Consider the following 17,454-nt stretch of genomic DNA (forward strand, 5'->3'; position numbering starts at 1 on the left):
GAGGACGAATGGCCAAGCCTCGTCACCGCGCCCTGGCAATAGGGCTTGTTTCCGTGTTGGCTACCGGGTCCGTTTTGGCGCCCGTGTCAGCATCCGCTTCCATCTCTGCATCCGTTGAGGCTTCTGCATCTGCCGCCAGCGACGTCATCGCGATCGATCGCGGGGCGGATTACCGGGAGCTTTCCGCAGACGAGCTCGCTGCGCTCGCCGCCGCAGCCGACGACACGGCCGATGCGGTCTCGCTGCTTTCGACCGCTCGCCTCTCTCCCGTGAAGCTTTCTGATGAGATGCTGTATTTTGCCATCTATGAAAGCGGTCACAACTATGACCAGGGGCTCTCTTACGGCGACGGCTACAATGCGATGGGTTATTACCAGTTTGACCGCCGCTACGCGCTGGTGCCCTTTATCACTGCGGTCTACAACTACAATCCCACCAAATACGCCATGTTCAAAGAGGTCATCGCCCAGGGCGACACCATCATCAACGGCGCCCAGGACCCCAGCTATCCGGACGACCCCTCCAAGAAGGTCAATCCGTTTCGCGATTCCTCGTCCCAAGACGGCTTGAGCGACCTTGGCAGGCTGGTCAACAACGCATGGCACGCCGCGTACAGGGCGGACTCCGCGGAGTTTTCCGCGCTTCAGGATTCTTATGCGTACGAGAACTACTACAAGCAGGCCGAGCGCATCTTCCGTAACTATTACGGCATCACCATCGACAACCGCGCGGACGCCGTGCGCGGTCTGGCGTGGGGCATGTGCAACCTGTTTGGCTCGGGCGGTATGCAGAAGTTCATCAAGGCGGCCAACATCAACAACGCCATGACGGACCGCGAGATCGCCACGCGCCTTACCAACGCGATCGTCACCTATTACTCCACCGGCGACGGCAAAGACCACACCTATGCGGCCGGCTACATCAACCGTTACCGCAAAGAGCAAAAGGTTGTTTTGGGTTATGTGGCCGAGGACGAGCGCCAGTACCTGAGCTCTCGCTATAGCGATATCGATTACGGCCAGTGGTACGTGGAGTCGATTGCATGGGTGGCGCAGCGCGGCTTTATGTCCGGCTTGAGCGGCACCACCCAGATGGCTCCGTACGGCACCACGTCGCGCGCCATGGTGGTGACCATGCTGTGCCGCGTATCCGGCGGTGCGACCGGCAACGTGGGCTCGCTCGCTTTCCCGGATGTATCCCGTAACGAGTGGTATTCCGGCACAATCGCCTGGGGCGTGCAGAACGGTCTTGTCTCCGGCTACGGCGACGGCACGTTCCGCCCCGATCAGGACGTGACGCGCGAGGAGGCGGCGATCTTCTTGATGCGCTACGCCCAGATGCGCGGTCTTGACACTTCTGCCCGCGCTAACCTTTCCGCGTATCCCGACGACGATGAAGTGAGCCCGTGGGGCGCCCAGGCCGTGTCTTGGGCCGTGGCGACCGGCATCATCAACGGCGAGAACGGTCGGCTGAACCCCCAGGGCACGGCATATCGCTGCGAATTCGCCGCCATGCTGCGAAGCCTCTGTAACATCGCGAATATCTAACGGCGACCGAGTCTCCGTTACCTTTGGCGCGGGGCGGCATTCGACCCCAGGCCAATTCAAGACAGCTTGCTTTTAGGGCTCCGCGTTTTGGCGCGGGGCCTTTTTGGTGCCAGGGTGCACGGGCGGTCCGCTGCGTCAGGACGGCAGGGGGTTTGTTGCGCGGGCATTACGGAGGGCTTGTCCAAATGAATAAAGGTTGCCCCTGACACTGCATCATAGTAAAGTACTAGCTCGTTGTAAGGCGATTATGCAAGCTCGGATCTCTTGCCATGGCGCGCGCGACGCATGGGTGCATGGCGACGCGGGTGGACGAGGATTTGTGACATGGGGAAGGAAACTGATATGAAGAAGCGCATCTTTGCTCCCGTTGCCGCGGCGGTGGCGCTGGTCGCCGCGCTGGTCCTGTCCGCGTGCGGCGCCTCGCCCGCTGCCAGCGACCAGGGCTCTGCCGGATCCTCGTCCGCTGATGCCGGCGGTGAGATCGCCACGCTCACGGTTGGTTTTGACCAGGCCTACCCGCCGTATGGCTACGTGGGCGATGACGGCGAGTTCACCGGTCTTGACCTGGAGCTTGCGGCCGAGGTCGCCAAGCGCAATGACTGGGAGCTCAAGCTTGAGCCCATCGACTGGGACGCCAAGGACACGCTGCTTAACTCTGGCGCCATCACCTGCATTTGGAACGGCTTCACCATGGAGGGCCGCGAGGACGATTACACGTTCTCCGACCCCTACATGCTGAACGCCCAGGTTGTGGTGGTCCGCGCCGATAGCGGCATCGAGAGCTTTGAGGACCTGGCGGGCAAGACCGTGATCACCCAGGTCGACTCCGCCGCGGAGGAAGTGTTGAACGGTGACATGGCCGACCTTACCACCACGTTTGCCTCGCTGGAGACCATTGGCGACTACAACACCGCGTTTATGCAGCTTGAAAGCGGCGCCGTCGATGCGGTCGCCTGCGACCTCTCCATCGCCCAGTACCAGATGGCCGGCAAGGATACCTATAAGCAGTTGGACGAGCAGCTCTCTACCGAGCACTACGCCGTCGGCTTTAAGAAGGGCGATACCGCGCTTGCCGAGAAGGTGACCGAGACCTTGAAAGAGATGGACGAGGACGGCTTTGTTAAAGAGCTGTGCGACAAGTACGCGGACGACGGCGTGAGCTACGACAACTGGCTGATCAAGTAAGACGCCGAACAGGATAGATGAGGTGCCCTCGGTTCGTGTTTGCGGGCCGGGGGCTTTACGCTCTTGCTCGCGGCGCCATATGGCTGCGGGCGCGTCGGTGGAATGCAGGCGGCGTGTCCGCGCGGGCGCGAGCGCAAGGTGGTTGGAAAGGAGGCGCGGCATGGATATCTCGACCATGGCGGGCATGCTGTTGGAGGGGTTTGGCGTAAGCGCCCAGGTGTTCGCGCTCACCCTGCTAGGGTCGATTCCGTTGGGAATTCCCGTGGCGCTGGCGCGTTTGTCGCGCTTCAAGCCGTTGCAGTTGCTGGCCCGCGCGTTTATCTCCGTTATGCGCGGCACGCCGTTGATGCTGCAGATGTTCGCCGTGTACTTTGCGCCCTACTACGTGTTTGGCATCCAGCTCACCACGCAGTCCAAGTGGCAGGCGTGCATCATCGCGTTCATCATCAACTACGCGGCGTACTTTGCAGAGATCTACCGCTCTGGTATTCAGTCGATACCGCGCGGCCAGTACGAGGCGGCAGAGGTGCTGGGCTACTCGCGCGTGCAGACGTTTGCGCGCATCGTGATGCCCCAGGTGGCCAAACGCATTTTGCCCGCTATGGGCAACGAGATCATCACCCTGGTCAAGGACACCTCGCTTGCCTTTGCCATCGGCGTGGCCGAGATGTTCTCTACCGCCAAGGCGTTGGTGGCCTCGCAGCGCAGCATGATGCCCTTCGCCATCTCCGCGCTGTTCTACTGGGGTTTCAATTTCTTGGTCGAGATCATCCTTGGCCGCATTGAGAAGAAGATGGACTACTACCACGATTAGGAGGCGAACATGGAGCGTATGAATACAGGGGTTCAGCCCGCGGCCAAGGTGGCGTCGCAGCCTGCGGGCGCGGCAGCACCGCAGTCCGCGTCGCAGCGCCCGGTGGTGCGCCTGGAGCACGCGCGCAAGGCGTTTGGCGGCAACCAGGTGTTGAATGACATCTCGCTTTCCGTTTCCCCGGGCGAGGTCGTGGCGATCATTGGGCCCTCGGGTGGGGGCAAGTCCACGCTGCTGCGCTGCATGACGCTGCTGGAGCGCCTGGACGGCGGCGGCCTGTGGTACGGCGGCTTTTCTGCGGGCGAGGACGGCGAGCTCGCGGTGGCGCGCCCTGCCAGCGGCGATCCACGGGGCCGCGCGGTGTACGGCGACAAGGGCGCGCTTGCCCAGGCGCGCCAGCGCTTTGGCCTGGTGTTTCAGAGTTTCAACCTGTTTCCCCATATGAGCGTGATGCGCAATATCATGGACGCTCCGCTGGTGGTGCAAAAGCGCGAGCGTGCGGAGGTTGAGCGGCAGGCGCGGGGCCTCGTCCAAAAAATGGGTCTGGCGGGCTGCGAGGACAAGGTGCCCTGTCAGCTTTCCGGCGGCCAGCAGCAGCGTGCGAGCATTGCCCGTGCGCTTGCCATGAACCCGCAGGTGCTGTATTTTGACGAGCCCACCTCTGCGCTGGACCCCGAGCTCACCGGCGAGGTCTTGAAGGTGTTAAAGCAGCTGGCGGCCGAGGACACCACCATGATCGTGGTGACGCATGAGATGGCGTTTGCCCGCGACGTCGCCGACCGCGTGGTCTTTATGGACGGCGGCGTTATTGTGGAAGAGGGCCCCGCCGAGCAGGTGATGGACGCTCCGGCGCACGAGCGCACGCGAGAGTTCCTGTCGCGCTTTAGCGGCTAGGCGGTCGACGATTGCATTACACTAAAAGCGATCTGTGTCGAGGCGGCGCGCGGCCCTGTCCGCACCGCGACCGCGCGCGTCTGCGCGCCCCCAGCGAAAGGAATGCACATGGAGGCTTACAAGTCCGAGTTCATCGAGTTCATGGTCGAGTCCGACGTGTTGAAGTTTGGCGACTTCACCTTGAAGAGCGGGCGCAAGTCCCCCTTCTTCATGAATGCGGGCGCGTACGTGACGGGCGAGCAGCTCAAGCGCCTGGGCGAGTACTACGCCCGCGCCATCCATGATAACTTTGGCCTGGATTTCGACGTTGTCTTTGGTCCCGCGTACAAGGGCATCCCGCTGTCCGTGGTGACCGCTATCGCCCTGTCCGAGCTGTACGGCAAGGAGGTTCGCTACTGCTCCGATCGCAAGGAGGTCAAGGACCACGGCGCCGACAAGGGCGGCATGCTGGGCTACGAGCTCAAGGATGGCGACCGCGTGATCATGGTGGAGGACGTCACCACCTCTGGCAAGTCGATCGATGAGACCTATCCCAAGCTCAAGGCAGCGGCGGACGTCGAGGTCAAGGGCCTTATCGTCTCGCTCAACCGCATGGAGGTTGGCAAGGGCGGCGTGACCACCGCCCAGAAGGAAGTCGAGGCCAAATACGGCTTCCCCGTTGCCTCCATCGTGAGCATGGCCGAGGTCACCGAGTACCTCTACAACCGCGAGGTTCAGGGTCGCGTGGTGATCGATGATCAGATCAAGGCGGCTATTGACGCGTACTACGAGCAGTACGGCGCGCGCGAGTAGGCGGGGCGCTTGCGGGGACGGGCGTTTGCATCGTCCAAAAAAAGCAAGCGAATTGCCGCTCGCTTGAGCCATTGGTTGAATAAAGGGTGCCGCTTGGCGATGGGCCGGGCGGCATCTTTTTGTCTCGCGTACACTGTGCGGGAAGGCGCGCCCGCGGGCGTATCTCAAGCGCGCGACGGCGCGTGGCGCTGGACCCATGAGCCCCTTGGAGGTTGTTATGAAGAAGAGGCTCCCCCTGCTTGCTCTGATGGCCGTTATGGCCGCCTCGCTGTTTGGCCTGTACGGCTGCGGCGGCGGTCCGTCCGTTGAAGAGCAGATCAAAACGGATTTGACCTCTCAGTTTGACCGCGTGAATGCGGACGATAGCGAATTGATGGACAGCCTGGACGAAGTTGCTGGCGAGGAGATCGAGCAGCTGGGAATATCGTCCAAAGATTTTATGGCGTCGTACCTGGACGGTTTTGCCTATGAGGTGGGCGAGATCACGGTGGACGAGGAGGCCGGCACGGCCGTGGCGAAAGTGTCCATCACCATCAAATCGATGGCCGATATCATGACCAACTTCCAGACGGCCTTTACGGAGCGCCTGGGATCCATGGATCTTGCGTCGATGACCGAGGCCGAGCTCTACGAGGAGGGCGGCAAGATCCTGCTTGAGGTAACGGATGCCGCCGAGCCCAAGGGCTCTGAGATCGAGATGGGCTACACCAAGAACGAGGACGGCGAGTGGGAGGTCGATGACTCCGCCGAGGCGGCGCTGATGGGCGCGATGATGGCGTAGGCCGCTTTGCCGAAGATGATTTTGAAAGGGCGTCTCGCATGTGCGGGGCGCCCTTCATTTTGCATCTAGCCTTGGACGATGCGCAGCAGGTCGTCTGGCGTGTGGGCGATAAAGTCCGCGCCCTCGCGCTCAAGCTCCTCCGTTCCGCGGAAGCCCCATGCCACGCCGGCGGCGCGCATGCCGGCATTGTGCCCGCACTGGATGTCGACGTTGGAATCGCCCACGTAGAGCGTGGACGAGGGGTCGGCCCCAAGCTGCTCCAGAACATGGAGGGTGACGGGCGCCGCAGGCTTGGGCGGATAGGCGTCTATGCGCCCCTGGACCACGGCGAAGCGGTTCGGTCCAAAATAGCGCTCGATCAGCGGGACGGCGGCGGCGTGGTCCTTGTTGGTGAGGACGGCGAGCGTGACGCCCGTCTTGCGCATGGCGTCGAGCATGTCGATGATGCCGGGGTAGGGTGCGGTGTGGTCCTCTTTGTGCTCGCCGTAGTAGGAGCGAAACTCTGCCAGGGCGGTTTGGAACATCATTCCGTCGCCGGCGTACTCCGCGGGCATGAAGCGCTCGACCAGCTTGAGCATACCGTTGCCGACCTTGTAGCGGTATTGGTCGACGGCGAAGGTGGGCCATCCATGCAGCTCGCAGGTATGGTTGCCGGCAAGGGCGAGGTCCTCCAGCGTGTCGAGGATGGTGCCGTCCAGGTCAAAGATTACATGTTTGAATTCCATAGTACCCCCGTGGGTTATTTGAGACGCATCGCGCGGGGCGGTGCGGGGGACAGCGGGCCGGCGCCGTTTGCCGGGTCCGCCGCGGCATGATGGATACTGCTTTGGCAACCATACCATAGGGCGGGTGGGTATATTTGCGCTTCTCGTGCGTTTGCGGTCGCGGGGGTGGGCAGCGAGGCGAGTTTTCGCGATACTGTGTCACCCAAATTTGAACGGCCGCCTGTGCACCGCGCCCGGCCGCGTCGTCCCGACGGCCCTGCGACCCGACCGTCCGATGACCTGGCGGCAGGGCGGGCCTGTCATGACGGCGTGGGGGAACCAGTACATCGGAGCAGATGAGAAGGAGTCCGGCATGCCCCAAGGCAAGCAGGTTGCTATCGCACGCGCAAACAAGCCCCATCGCGACCATAGGGCCAATCGGCTTCCTGGATTCTACGGCATGCTGCAGCTGAGCGTGCGCGACCTCAAGGGTCTGCGCGAGTCCGCTGGCTGCCGGGCGTGCCGCGCCACGGTCAACGCCGCCCTGCTGGTGCGCGCCGCCCTTATTGTGGCGTCTGCGGTGCTGTTTATCTCCGCCTTTGGCGCCGCGTTTGGACCGCAGAGCTCCATTCCGGCCGTCGCGGTCTTTGTCTTCATCCTGTGCGTGCGCTTTGTGGGCTTCAACTACGCTCCGCGCCAGAACCTGCTGGCCCTGCTGGTTGTGTTCGCCGTTCTCACGGCGGTGCCGCTGCTGGGGCAGGGGGCGGGCCCGCTTGCGAGGCTGGCGCTCAACATCGCCGGCCTCGCGGTGGTTATGGTGGTGGGCGTCGACGACCCGCGCATGGGAAACGGCGGCACATACGGCTTTGGCTACGCCCTGCTGGTGGGTGCTTCCTACGACGCCCCGCTTTCTGCCGGGCAGGTTCCCGCTCGACTGGCAACCATGGCCGCGGGCTTTGCGCTGTGCGCGGCGGTCTATTGGCGCTGTCGCAACCGCACGGCCGAGGCCCAGGTGGCAGCGGCGGCGCGCGAACGCGGCGAGGAGCGCCCGTATAGAACCATCGTCCAGGCCTTGGACGAGGCATCGCTGCAAAATCCCAAGACCCGCTACCATATCAGGGCGGCGCTGGGTATCTCCCTTGCATTCTTTGCGGGCGACGTGTTGGGCGTGGAGCGCCTTATGTGGATGGGCCTGGTGGGATCGAGCCTGTTGACCCCGTACGCGACGGCCGTGCGCGACCGCATCTGGTGGCGCGTGGGGTTCAGCGCGGTGGGCGTGGGGCTGTTCTGCTTGGTTTACCCGGCGGCCCCGCCCCTGGTCCAAGCCGTGTTTGGCATGGTGGTGGGTATGTGCTGCGGGCTATCCGGCAAATACCACTGGACGCAGGCGTTCAATACCATGGGGGCGATGCTATTGGCGCAGACCATGTTTGGCATGGGCGGGGCGGCGTTTTGGCGCATCGCGGACAGCCTGATCGCCGCGGCGGTGGTGGCGGCGTTCTCGGTGGCGTTCAATCGCGGCATGAGCCGCCTTGCGTCCGATGGCGAGACCGCCGTATAGGCTTGTTTTGAGGAGCTGGGCGGTTGCGGATGCGAGGACGTGCGGGCGCGCGGCTTGCTTTCGCGCTAGCAGATGCGGGGGAGCTGCTCGCCAACCAGCATATCGAGCACGCGCGTGGAGCCCCAACCGCAGCGGACGCGAACCGTGGGGCGTGCGTCGCGCCTGGTAGAGGCCGCCTCGCAAACCTCGCCTATGATGGCAGCGCTCTCGCCGTAGCGGCTGGAGCGCATGGCGGCAAGCGCGGCGTCGGCCTCGTCCGCGGGGACAACGGCGACCATCTTTCCCTCGTTGGCAACCTGCAGCACGTCGTATCCCAGCATCTCGCAGGCGCCGCGGACTTCTGGGCGCACGGGGATGGAGTCCTCGTCCACATAGATATCCACGCCCGATGCGGCGGCGAATTCGTTGAGGGTGCTGGCAAGGCCGCCGCGCGTGGGGTCGCGGAAGCAGCGCGCATGCGGTGCGGCGTCGAGCACGTTGTAGATGAGATGATTGAGCGGCGCGGCGTCGGACTCGATGGCGGTGGAGAACGCCAGGCCCTCGCGTTGGCTCATGATGGCGATGCCGTGATCTCCCAATGTGCCGCTGACCAGCACCTTGTCACCGGGTCGGCAGGCCGCTCCGGAGAGCTCAACGCCCGCGGGCACCTCGCCCACGCCTGCGGTGTTGATGTAGACGCCGTCCGCGCCGCCGCGCTCGACCACCTTGGTGTCGCCGGTGATGATGGCGACGCCCGCCTCGCGCGCGGTCTGCGCCATGGTGTGGACGATCGCTCGCAGGTCCGCCATGGGATACCCCTCTTCCAGGATGAAGCCGCAGGAGAGGTAGCGCACGCGCGCGCCGGAGGTGGCGACGTCGTTGACGGTGCCGCATACGGCGAGCCTGCCGATGTTTCCGCCGGGGAAGAATTGCGGCGTGACTACAAAGCTATCCGTTGACATGGCGATGCGACCGGTGGGGGCAAGCTGAGCGACGCCGGCGTCGTTGCCGGCGAGGAGCTCTGGCGAGCCGAACTCGTCCAAAAACAGCTCATCGATGATGCGTTTCATCATCTGCCCGCCCGACCCGTGGCCAAGAAGGACGGTTGCGTCTGTTGAGGTATCCATGGTGAAGGTCACCCTTTCTTGGTTGCGATGGCGCCGGGGCGGCGGGGCCGCCGGGGCGGGGTTGGTGCGGACGAGGATGGGCACCGGCGTGGTCTTTGCGCTTTGCCGGATCTTTGCGCCTTGCCGGCTTGCCTATGCCTCGCGGTAGCGATAGTAGGCAGCGCAGCTGCCCTCGCTTGAGACCATGCAAGGGCCCACGGGCTTTTCCGGCGTGCAGGTGCGCCCAAACAGCGGGCAGCCGCCGGGGGTGATGACGCCGCGCAGCACGTCGCCGCAGCGGCAGCCGGCGGCCTCGCGCGTGGGTTCGATGTCGACGTCAAAGCGGCGGCTTGCATCCAGGTGCGCGAACTCGTCTCGAATGCGCAGGCCGGAGGCGGGGATGGCGCCCAGTCCGCGCCATGTGGCGTCGACGGGCTCGAAGACCTGCTGCACCAGCTGGCGCGCGACGGCGTTGCCGCCCTGGTTCACGCCGCGGCGGTAGGCGTTTTGGATGTCCGGCGCGCCTTCGGCAACCATGCGGACCAGCATGGCGATGCCCTCGAGCACGTCGACGGGCTCGAAGCCGGTGACAACGCCCGGGGTAGAGAACTCGTCCACCAAAAAGCGGTAGGTCTCCACGCCCGTGATGGTGGAGACATGGCCCGGCAGGATGAAGCCGTCGATACGCGTCTGCGGATCGCTGGCGATGGCGCGAAGCGCAGGCGGCGTGGTCTTGTGGGCGCAGAAGACGGAGAAGTTCTCTATGCCGCGGTCGTGCGCGTCGAGGATGGTCGCCGCGATCGCGGGGGTGGTGGTCTCGAAGCCCACGCCCATAAAGATGACCTGCAGGTGCGGATTTGCCTGGGCGAGCTCCACGGCGTCTAGGGGGGAGTAGACGATGCGCACGTCGCGGCCGGCGGCCTTTTGGCGCGATAGCGACGTGGTCGATCCGGGTACGCGCACCATGTCGCCAAAGGTGGCGATGACCACGCCGTCTAGGCGCGAGAGCGCGATAGCGTGGTCTATGTCGCGGTTGGAGGTGACGCAGACCGGGCAGCCGGGGCCGGAGAGCAGGTGCACGCCGGCGGGCATGATGGAACGAAAGCCATAGCGCCCGATGCTCACCGTGTGGGTGCCGCAGACTTCCATAAGGTTGATTTGCCGATCGCCCGCCATGGCATGGATGGAGTCGATGAGCCGGCGGGCAAGCGCGGCGTCGCGGAAGGCGCCGAAGTCGATATCGCTCATGCGGCACCGCCGTCGTCGAGCGAGGGTTCCGCGTGCATGGAAAGCTCTTCTGCTGCCTCGGCCTGCGCCAGGTCCTCGTCAAAAAGGTCGGGAAGCTCGCGCACCAGGCGCAGGGTCTCCTCCGCCTCTGCGGGGTCGATCACCTGGATGCCAAAGCCGGCGTGCACCAGCACGTAATCGTCCACCTGCGCGGTGGGCACCAGGCGCAGCGACACCTCGCGCTGGACGCCCAGCATGTCGACCGTCGCGCGGCCAAAGGGGTTTATCTGCAGGATCTTACCGGGAACTGCAAGGCACATAAGACCTCTTTTACGGGTTGGCGCCGCGCCCCTTTCCGTGTTTGGAATGGAGCGGGCGGTGCGATTTGTTTTCTTGCTAGATGGTACCCCGCCGGAGCGACATCGCCAATGACAAGCGTTGGTTTGGACGCGGATTGGGGAACGGCAGGCCCGGGGTGCGGGGCGGTCCTGGGGAGTGAGGACCGAGCGAGGGGCGGGCCGCCCCCATGCGGGCTTCGAGCCAAATAGCGCCTTACTGCGAAATGGAGGGTGTGCCAAATAATCGCTTAGTGTGGAGGCTGGGACAAATAATCGCTTAGTGCGGTTCGAATTGTGCCAAATAGTGCGTTAGTGTGGTGAAAAAGGGTGATAGATTGGTACCTTATGAATAGGTTGTTTGTATCGGGCGAGGTAGATGGCTTGGACGGTGGGGCTTGATGCATAAAGAATTCGCTCCGAGACCTCTCCGGACCGCACTAAGGCACTATTTGTCCTAACCTCCACACTAAAGGCTTTTTTGACACGCGCCGCTGGCTGACACGCGCCGCTGGCTGACACACGCCGCCGGCTGGCGTGGGTATGATGGGTGCGGAACGCAAGAGCGCGCGGGTGCGCTCGCCGCAGAAGAAGAGGGGTGCCATGACCTGGGAAGATTATGTTGTAAGCGATGTGTGGGTTGACTGCGACCCCGGCATCGATGACGCCGTGATGCTGGCCGCCCTTTCCGGCGCGGTTGGGCGGGGGCGCGTGCGCCTGCATGGGCTTTCGAGCGTTGCGGGCAACATGCCGCTTGACGTGACGACGGCGAATCTGCTGGCACTAGCCTCTTATTTGGCGCTTCCACACGTGCTGGTTGCCCGCGGGGCGAACCGCCCCTTGGTGCGCGCCGCGTGCGATGCCGCCCACGTGCACGGGGCGAACGGCCTGGGCGAGGTCGAGATCCCCGCGGGCGACCGAGCTCTTGCCAACGATTCTGCAGTGCTGGCAATGCACAAGGCCATTTGCTTGCTGGCGCCTGCGCGCCGGATGAGGCTGGTTGCTGCGGGGCCGCTCACCAACATCGCCCTGCTGTTGCGCGCGTTTCCAGATGACGCTGTCCGCATTCAAGACGTGGTCATTATGGGTGGGTCTACCTGCGGCGGCAATGTGACCCCGCGGGCGGAGTACAACATTTGGGCGGATCCTGAGGCGGCGCACATGGTCTTTGCGTCGGGCGTGCCCGTGGTGATGTGCGGGCTGGACGTCACGCTCAGAAGCGGGCTGTCCGCAGAGCAGCTGACATCGATGCGCGATGGCGATAGCGAACGCCTTTGCGCGCTGGCTCGTATGCTGTCCTTTTACAAGGGCGATCCCGCCTCGTGGCCGCATGGCGTGTGCGTGGTGCACGATGCGGTGCCGCTGCTCTACGTGCTTGCGCCCGACCTGTTTCAAGGAGTGCGCGGCGTTGTTGAGATTGGCTTGGGCCAGGACGACCGTGGCGAGACGCGGCTTGTCGCTGCGGGCGACGGCGCGGATGCTGGCGTCGCGAAGGCCTCGGGGAATGCGACACCGTCTAATGCGTTGGTTTTGAGCCTGGTGGACGCGCTGGGATTCCAGAAGGTCCTGGGCAACTTGCTCCAAGCGGTTCGCTAACGGCTTTTTGGATGCCTGCGCGGCGGCTTGGGGTGTATGGCCTAGCGCCCGGCTTGGGACAGAAGGCGCCGCTCCAGGCCCCTTGCCGCGCTTCGCTGCCGTGCAAATGCAGCCCGCGGCGTCCCCACCCGTGCGATAATCCCAAAGAGAAACCCCATCCAAGCGACCATAGATTGCGCCGGCCGCGGCGCCCGGGAGGCATCATGAGCATCTTGTGCTTTGGATCTGCAAACATCGACGACACGTATCGCGTGCCTCATATGGTTGCGCGCGGCGAGACGCTGGCGGCGACCAGCGTGGTTCGTTGCGCCGGCGGCAAGGGGCTTAACCAGGCGATAGCGCTCGCGCGCGCCGCGTCGGGGCGCCTGGACGTAGCGTTTGCCGGCTGCGTGGGAGCGGACGGCGCGTTTTTGCTGGGCGAGCTTGAGGCGGCGGGCGTTGATGTGGCGCGCGTGCAGGTGCTTGAGGACGAGCACACCGGGCTCGCCGTTATCCAAAATGATGACGCGGGCGACAACTGCATCATCTTATACGGTGGCGCCAACCGCCGTGTGACGCCCGAGCTGGTTCGCCGTGCGCTGGCGTTTTATGGGCCCGGCGACATGGTGGTGCTGCAAAACGAGGTTAATTTGGTGGACGAGGTTATCGACCAGGCGGCGGACCGCGGCATGCAGGTCGCGCTCAATCCCTCGCCCTTCGATGCGTCGATTATGGACCTGCCTTTGGATAAGGTCGACTACCTGCTGGTGAATGAAATCGAAGCGATGCAGCTGCTCAAAGCGCTGGGCGCCGCTTCTGTGGACAGTGCCGATATCGATGCTGGAGAGGCCACCGCGACCACGGGGGCTGACGCGACCGCGGGTGATTGGGCGGCGGTGGCCCGCGCGTTGGGCGAGCGCTTCCGCTCCACGTGCGTCGTCATGACGCTGGGGGCGCAGGGAGCCTATCTTATTGACGGCGCCGCGTGCACGCACGTGCCGGCATGTCCTTGCAAGGCGGTGGACACCACGGCAGCTGGCGACACGTTCACGGGTTATTTCTTGGCGGGAATCGCGTTGGGCGGCAGCGCACTTGCGGCAATGGCTACGGCTGCATGCGCGGCGTCGATCGCTGTCTCGCGCCCGGGCGCTGCCGCTTCGATTCCGTCTGCGGACGAGGTTGCCGCTGCGGGCGAGGGTGCTGCGGACGGGGCTGGTGTTGCGGACGAGGGCGTTGCGGACTCGTCCGTCGTAGACGGAGCTGCCGAGCGGCTGGTTTAACCCAGGCTCAAGCGCTGCCGGGCGACCGCTGCTTGCCCGTAAGCGATGCACCCGTCGTTGACGGGGACGCTGCGCGGGATAAGCACTTCAAGCCCTGCGCTTTCAAGTCCATTGCGGATAAGCTGCAGCAGCAAGCGGTTCATGAAGACGCCGCCGGAGAGGGCGACGGTGCGGACGCTGGCATCGTGGCAGATGTCTTCCGCGGCGGCGCAGGCAGAGCGGGCGACGGATTGGTGGAACGCTAGGGCCAGCGCGTCCGTAGGCGCGCCGGCGTGAAGTCGGTCGAGAACGCCTTGCAGCGCAGGTGCGGGATCGAGCGTCAAGCGGCGCTGTGGGGTCTCCTCGTCCACACGCGCCATATGCGAGCGGGTCTGGGAGTCTGGTTCTGCGGGGCTTTGACAGGACAGCGCGAAGGAGGGCAGGTCGATGGCGGGCGCGTTGCGGTCGCGGGCGCGCCATGCGGCGGTCTCCAAGAGGATCGCGGGCTCTCCCTCATAGGTTGCGACGCCGCAGATGCCCAGCAGGGCCGAGACGGCGTCGAGCAAGCGGCCCATGCTGCTGGTGAGCGGGCCGTTGACGCCGCGCTCGACCATCTGCAGCGTGACCTCGCGCATCGTTGGTTCAAGTTGGCCGAGCGCTGCCGCCGCGCCGGGGTGGTCCAGCAGGTCGGCGGCGTAAAGGAGGGACAGGGCGTTTCTGCGGGCGTCGCGCACCGATGCCGCCGCGCCCGGCAGGCGCCACGGCGCGAGCGATCCCGCCCGAGCGTAGCCGCCAAGGTCGCAGAGCAGCAGCTCGCCGCCCCACACGGTGCCGTCCGTGCCCGCGCCGGTACCGTCGAACGCCAGGCCCAGGACGCGGTCGCGGCGGGAGTGCTCGGCCATGACGGCGGCGATGTGGGCGTGGTGGTGCTGGACTTCGATGGGCGGGGCCTGGTGCTGCGCTGCCTGCTGGCGCGCCCACTGACTTGAAAGGTAGGCGGGGTGCAGGTCGCACGCGATGGCGGTTTGCCGCAGGTCGAAGAGGCCGGTGAGGCGCTCGCGCGCGGCGTGCCACGCATCGAGGGTCTCGGCGTTCTCTATGTCGCCGATATGCTGGGACAAGAAGCAGCTGGCCGTGCCGTCCGCGTTCTCGCGCGTGAGGGCGAGCGTGGCCTTCTGCTCGCTTCCGCACGCCAGGATGCAGGCGTCCTGCGCGCTGGGGGCGTTTTGGGTGGCGGGCGGCAATGGGCGCACGGGCAGCGGAAGGGGCTGCGGAGCGTACCCGCGGGCGCGGCGCACGGGCATGGCGGCGCCGTTGACGACGCGTACCACGGAGTCGTCGTAGCGCGAGAGGATGTCACGGTCGTTGCCCAGCAGGGCGTCGGCGATGCCGGTGGCGACCAAGCGCTCCCAGGCAAGCTTGTCGTTTGTTTCGATGGGTTCTTCGCTGACGTTGCCGCTGGTCATGACTAGCGCGGTGACGCCGGTCTTCTCGCAGGAGGCCAGCAGCAGGTGCTGCAGGGGCGTATAGGGCAGCATGACGCCCAGCTCCGGCAGGTCGAACGCGACTGCCGGCGCGACCGCGGGCGCGGTTGCCGGGCGGGCGCCGGGCGCGGGCTTGCGGCGTCGCAGCAGGACGATGGGCCGCACCGATCCTGCGAGCAGCTGCTGCTCGTCCTCGTCCACATGGCAAAGGGCGCGGGCGCGGTCGAGGTCGCGCACCATGACGGCGAGCGGCTTGTTGGAGCGGCGCTTGCGGCGGCGGAGTTCGAGCACCGCGGCCTGGTTGGAGGCGTCGCAGGCGAGGTGGAAGCCGCCCAAGCCCTTGATGGCGACGATGCCCCCTGCGGCGATGAGTTCGCGGCAGCGCTCGATGATGGCGTCGCTTTCTTGGCGGGTGCGCCCAATGGCGGGGACTGGCCCGGCGTCGGGCGCGGTGCCGGGCTGAGGATCGCGCTCGCGCCACGTGATGTGCGGGCCGCACTCAAAGCAGGCGTCCGGCTGGGCGTGGAAACGCCGGTCGAGCGGATCGGCGTATTCGGCGGCGCAGGCGGGGCACATGGGGAAGCGGTCCATGGAGGTCATGGCGCGGTCATAGGGCAGGTCGCGGATGATGGTGAAGCGCGGTCCGCAGTTGGTGCAGTTGATGAAGGGGTAGTGGTAGCGCCGGTCTGTGGGGTCGAAGAGCTCGCGGACGCAGTCCGGGCAGGTGGCGATGTCGGGCGAGACCAGCGTGGTGTGGGCGGTTTTGTCCTCTGACGTGCGGATGATGAACGCAGGCGCGCCGGGGGCGGAAGCCGCGTCGCCGCTGCGGGACGGATGGTTCTCGAGCGGGGTTACCGCCACGCGCTCGATGCGGGATGCGGCGGGCGCGTGGGCGGAAAGCGCGCGCACGAACTTGCGCATATCCTCGTCCGCGCCATGGGCCTCGATGTGTACGCCGTCGCCGGCGTTGAGCACCCAGCCGGATATGCGGTTGGCAACGGCCTCGCGAAAGACAAAGGGACGCATGCCGACGCCCTGGACAATGCCGGTGATATGGATGAGGGCGTCGGTCATACATGTTCCTAACTTTTGGGGTGCCGTCGCGCGGCGCGGCGCGGTGCGGGCTGCACCGCAGCGGGCGTTGCGCGACGGATGCCGCTACAGCTCGAGGCTGGAGTCGGTCGCCGCGCAGGTGAGCTCGCCATGGGAGACGCCGCGCAGGCCCAGTAGCTTGTCGGCGAGCTCGTAGACGCGCTCGCCGCGGCCCTTGAGGGCGAGAATCTCAAGGCAGTTGTGGTGGTCCAGGTGCACGTGCATGGTCGAGACTATCTCGTCCGTGTAGTCGTGCTGGACCTCGTCCAAGCGACGGGTGAGGTCGCCGGTGTGGTGATCGTAGATCATGGTGAGCGAACCTATGACCTGCGCGTCTGGCGTGCGTTGCGCATCCTCGACCAGCGAGGCGCGGATGAGGTCGCGGATAGCCTCCGAGCGGTTGGCGTTGTCGCCGCGGCGCTTGATCTGCTCGTCGAACGCGCGGAGCAGGTCCTCCGGAACGGCGATGGAGAAGCGGGCGAGCTCGGCGGCTGCGCCCGGGGTGGTGGCCACCGCCTACACCAGCTTTACGGAGCCAACGGAGTTGTGGTCGGCCTCTATGGCGTCCTCGTAGCCCTCGAGTGCATCGTGGGCTTCGTGCAGGGCGGCCATGGCGGCTTCGAGTTTGGCGCCGATGCGTTCCATGTCGAAGTTCTCGGTGGCGTGCAGCAGCTGGTGGCTCCATTCATGGGCAAGCTGGATGGTGTCGTCGACCTGCTTGACGCTCATGGCGAGCTGGCTCATGTTCATTCCCACGTCATGCATGGCTTCCTCCTGGGGTAGGTCCAAAAAACGGACGGTTGTGTCGCTGTTGGTTCAGTGTACTACGGCGGGGCTTTCACGGTTCTTACGGATAATTGCACGACTTTTGAGATTTGTTTTGTATACCAAATCAATAACATATCGAAATTCGAGGTAGCGGCGTTAGGTAACTGGGGTCTACTCAGCACTTTTTAAAATTGATGCAATTATCCTCAAGAACTGCGCAGCGGGATGGCTGCGCCTGTCTTCATGCGTGTTGTTATTGGACAGGCGGGGCAAAAAGAAACCCCGGCGCCAGAAGGGGAGGGCGCCGGGGCGGAAGGGGGCTGTTGGTTTGCCCTCTCGCGGGCGGGGCGGGGT

16 protein-coding genes are annotated in these 17,454 nt (G+C 64.9%); 9 read left to right on the forward strand and 7 right to left on the reverse strand.

Annotated elements, in window-relative coordinates:
- Positions 1-8: 8 nt before the first annotated feature.
- From HMPREF9452_RS11300 to HMPREF9452_RS05425, 6 genes are all read left to right on the forward strand, one after another.
- Positions 9-1,547, forward strand: coding sequence for an S-layer homology domain-containing protein (locus HMPREF9452_RS11300; RefSeq protein ID WP_009141120.1), 1,539 nt, complete (start codon positions 9-11; stop codon positions 1,545-1,547).
- Between the two features lie 342 nt (positions 1,548-1,889).
- Positions 1,890-2,732, forward strand: coding sequence for a transporter substrate-binding domain-containing protein (locus HMPREF9452_RS05405; RefSeq protein WP_009141121.1), 843 nt, complete (start codon positions 1,890-1,892; stop codon positions 2,730-2,732).
- Positions 2,733-2,892: 160 nt separating this feature from the next.
- A complete protein-coding gene (locus HMPREF9452_RS05410) occupies positions 2,893-3,546 on the forward strand; it encodes an amino acid ABC transporter permease (RefSeq protein ID WP_009141122.1) in 654 nt (217 codons plus the stop codon).
- Positions 3,547-3,555: 9 nt separating this feature from the next.
- The gene (locus HMPREF9452_RS05415; RefSeq protein ID WP_009141123.1) at positions 3,556-4,437 is read left to right on the forward strand and encodes an amino acid ABC transporter ATP-binding protein; all 882 of its coding nucleotides are present in this window, start codon (positions 3,556-3,558) and stop codon (positions 4,435-4,437) included.
- Between the two features lie 108 nt (positions 4,438-4,545).
- Positions 4,546-5,229, forward strand: a complete 684-nt coding sequence (pyrE, locus tag HMPREF9452_RS05420) for an orotate phosphoribosyltransferase (protein ID WP_009141124.1) — start codon at positions 4,546-4,548, stop codon at positions 5,227-5,229.
- A gap of 217 nt (positions 5,230-5,446) precedes the next feature.
- Positions 5,447-6,010 carry a hypothetical protein gene (locus tag HMPREF9452_RS05425; RefSeq protein WP_009141125.1) on the forward strand — a complete coding sequence of 188 codons (564 nt, stop codon included), beginning with the start codon at positions 5,447-5,449 and terminating at the stop codon, positions 6,008-6,010.
- Positions 6,011-6,075: 65 nt separating this feature from the next.
- On the opposite strand, the gene HMPREF9452_RS05430 is transcribed toward HMPREF9452_RS05425, so the two are convergent.
- Positions 6,076-6,735, reverse strand: a complete 660-nt coding sequence (locus tag HMPREF9452_RS05430; protein ID WP_009141126.1) for an HAD family hydrolase — start codon at positions 6,733-6,735, stop codon at positions 6,076-6,078.
- Positions 6,736-7,036: 301 nt separating this feature from the next.
- Here HMPREF9452_RS05430 and HMPREF9452_RS05435 point away from each other — a divergent pair, with 301 nt between their 5' ends.
- Complete coding sequence (locus HMPREF9452_RS05435) at positions 7,037-8,275, forward strand: FUSC family protein (protein WP_187116501.1); 1,239 nt, start codon at positions 7,037-7,039, stop codon at positions 8,273-8,275.
- 65 nt (positions 8,276-8,340) lie between these two features.
- Here the strand turns inward: HMPREF9452_RS05435 and hypE are convergent, their stop codons facing one another.
- From hypE to HMPREF9452_RS05450, 3 genes are all read right to left on the reverse strand, one after another.
- Positions 8,341-9,381 (reverse strand): hydrogenase expression/formation protein HypE, encoded by a 1,041-nt coding sequence (hypE, locus tag HMPREF9452_RS05440; protein WP_040362465.1) that lies wholly within the window; start codon positions 9,379-9,381, stop codon positions 8,341-8,343.
- 132 nt (positions 9,382-9,513) lie between these two features.
- A complete protein-coding gene (gene hypD / locus HMPREF9452_RS05445; RefSeq protein WP_009141129.1) occupies positions 9,514-10,608 on the reverse strand; it encodes a hydrogenase formation protein HypD in 1,095 nt (364 codons plus the stop codon).
- Entirely contained in the window at positions 10,605-10,907 is a 303-nt protein-coding gene (locus HMPREF9452_RS05450; RefSeq protein ID WP_009141130.1) for a HypC/HybG/HupF family hydrogenase formation chaperone, read from the reverse strand. The genes hypD and HMPREF9452_RS05450 overlap by 4 nt, the downstream gene beginning before the upstream one ends.
- Positions 10,908-11,525: 618 nt before the next feature.
- Between HMPREF9452_RS05450 and HMPREF9452_RS05455 the strand changes: the two genes are divergently transcribed.
- Entirely contained in the window at positions 11,526-12,518 is a 993-nt protein-coding gene (locus tag HMPREF9452_RS05455; RefSeq protein ID WP_009141131.1) for a nucleoside hydrolase, read from the forward strand.
- Positions 12,519-12,721: 203 nt separating this feature from the next.
- On the forward strand, positions 12,722-13,777 hold the full coding sequence (locus HMPREF9452_RS05460; RefSeq protein WP_009141132.1) for a ribokinase: 1,056 nt from the start codon (positions 12,722-12,724) through the stop codon (positions 13,775-13,777).
- Here the strand turns inward: HMPREF9452_RS05460 and hypF are convergent.
- The 3 genes from hypF to HMPREF9452_RS05475 all read right to left on the reverse strand — a co-directional run bounded on the left by hypF (position 13,774) and on the right by HMPREF9452_RS05475 (position 17,097).
- On the reverse strand, positions 13,774-16,314 hold the full coding sequence (gene hypF / locus HMPREF9452_RS05465) for a carbamoyltransferase HypF (RefSeq protein WP_009141133.1): 2,541 nt from the start codon (positions 16,312-16,314) through the stop codon (positions 13,774-13,776). The two genes, HMPREF9452_RS05460 and hypF, sit on opposite strands and share 4 nt — an antisense overlap.
- A gap of 84 nt (positions 16,315-16,398) precedes the next feature.
- Positions 16,399-16,845: a nickel-responsive transcriptional regulator NikR gene (nikR, locus tag HMPREF9452_RS05470; protein ID WP_009141134.1), complete on the reverse strand. Its 447-nt coding sequence runs from the start codon at positions 16,843-16,845 to the stop codon at positions 16,399-16,401.
- Positions 16,846-16,848: 3 nt separating this feature from the next.
- Positions 16,849-17,097 (reverse strand): hypothetical protein, encoded by a 249-nt coding sequence (locus HMPREF9452_RS05475; protein WP_009141135.1) that lies wholly within the window; start codon positions 17,095-17,097, stop codon positions 16,849-16,851.
- Positions 17,098-17,454 lie beyond the last annotated feature (357 nt).

The sequence above is a fragment of the Collinsella tanakaei YIT 12063 genome, assembly GCF_000225705.1.
In the GTDB taxonomy this organism is placed as follows: Bacteria; Actinomycetota; Coriobacteriia; order Coriobacteriales; family Coriobacteriaceae; genus Collinsella; species Collinsella tanakaei.

Coding starts and splice junctions, on each gene's coding strand:
- HMPREF9452_RS11300 (WP_009141120.1), top strand. CDS start 9: ATGGCCAAGCCTCGTCACCGCGCCCTGGCAATAGGGCTTGTTTCCGTG.
- HMPREF9452_RS05405 (WP_009141121.1), top strand. CDS start 1,890: ATGAAGAAGCGCATCTTTGCTCCCGTTGCCGCGGCGGTGGCGCTGGTC.
- HMPREF9452_RS05410 (WP_009141122.1), top strand. CDS start 2,893: ATGGATATCTCGACCATGGCGGGCATGCTGTTGGAGGGGTTTGGCGTA.
- HMPREF9452_RS05415 (WP_009141123.1), top strand. CDS start 3,556: ATGGAGCGTATGAATACAGGGGTTCAGCCCGCGGCCAAGGTGGCGTCG.
- pyrE (WP_009141124.1), top strand. CDS start 4,546: ATGGAGGCTTACAAGTCCGAGTTCATCGAGTTCATGGTCGAGTCCGAC.
- HMPREF9452_RS05425 (WP_009141125.1), top strand. CDS start 5,447: ATGAAGAAGAGGCTCCCCCTGCTTGCTCTGATGGCCGTTATGGCCGCC.
- HMPREF9452_RS05430 (WP_009141126.1), bottom strand. CDS start 6,735: ATGGAATTCAAACATGTAATCTTTGACCTGGACGGCACCATCCTCGAC.
- HMPREF9452_RS05435 (WP_187116501.1), top strand. CDS start 7,037: ATGACGGCGTGGGGGAACCAGTACATCGGAGCAGATGAGAAGGAGTCC.
- hypE (WP_040362465.1), bottom strand. CDS start 9,381: ATGGATACCTCAACAGACGCAACCGTCCTTCTTGGCCACGGGTCGGGC.
- hypD (WP_009141129.1), bottom strand. CDS start 10,608: ATGAGCGATATCGACTTCGGCGCCTTCCGCGACGCCGCGCTTGCCCGC.
- HMPREF9452_RS05450 (WP_009141130.1), bottom strand. CDS start 10,907: ATGTGCCTTGCAGTTCCCGGTAAGATCCTGCAGATAAACCCCTTTGGC.
- HMPREF9452_RS05455 (WP_009141131.1), top strand. CDS start 11,526: ATGACCTGGGAAGATTATGTTGTAAGCGATGTGTGGGTTGACTGCGAC.
- HMPREF9452_RS05460 (WP_009141132.1), top strand. CDS start 12,722: ATGAGCATCTTGTGCTTTGGATCTGCAAACATCGACGACACGTATCGC.
- hypF (WP_009141133.1), bottom strand. CDS start 16,314: ATGACCGACGCCCTCATCCATATCACCGGCATTGTCCAGGGCGTCGGC.
- HMPREF9452_RS05475 (WP_009141135.1), bottom strand. CDS start 17,097: ATGCATGACGTGGGAATGAACATGAGCCAGCTCGCCATGAGCGTCAAG.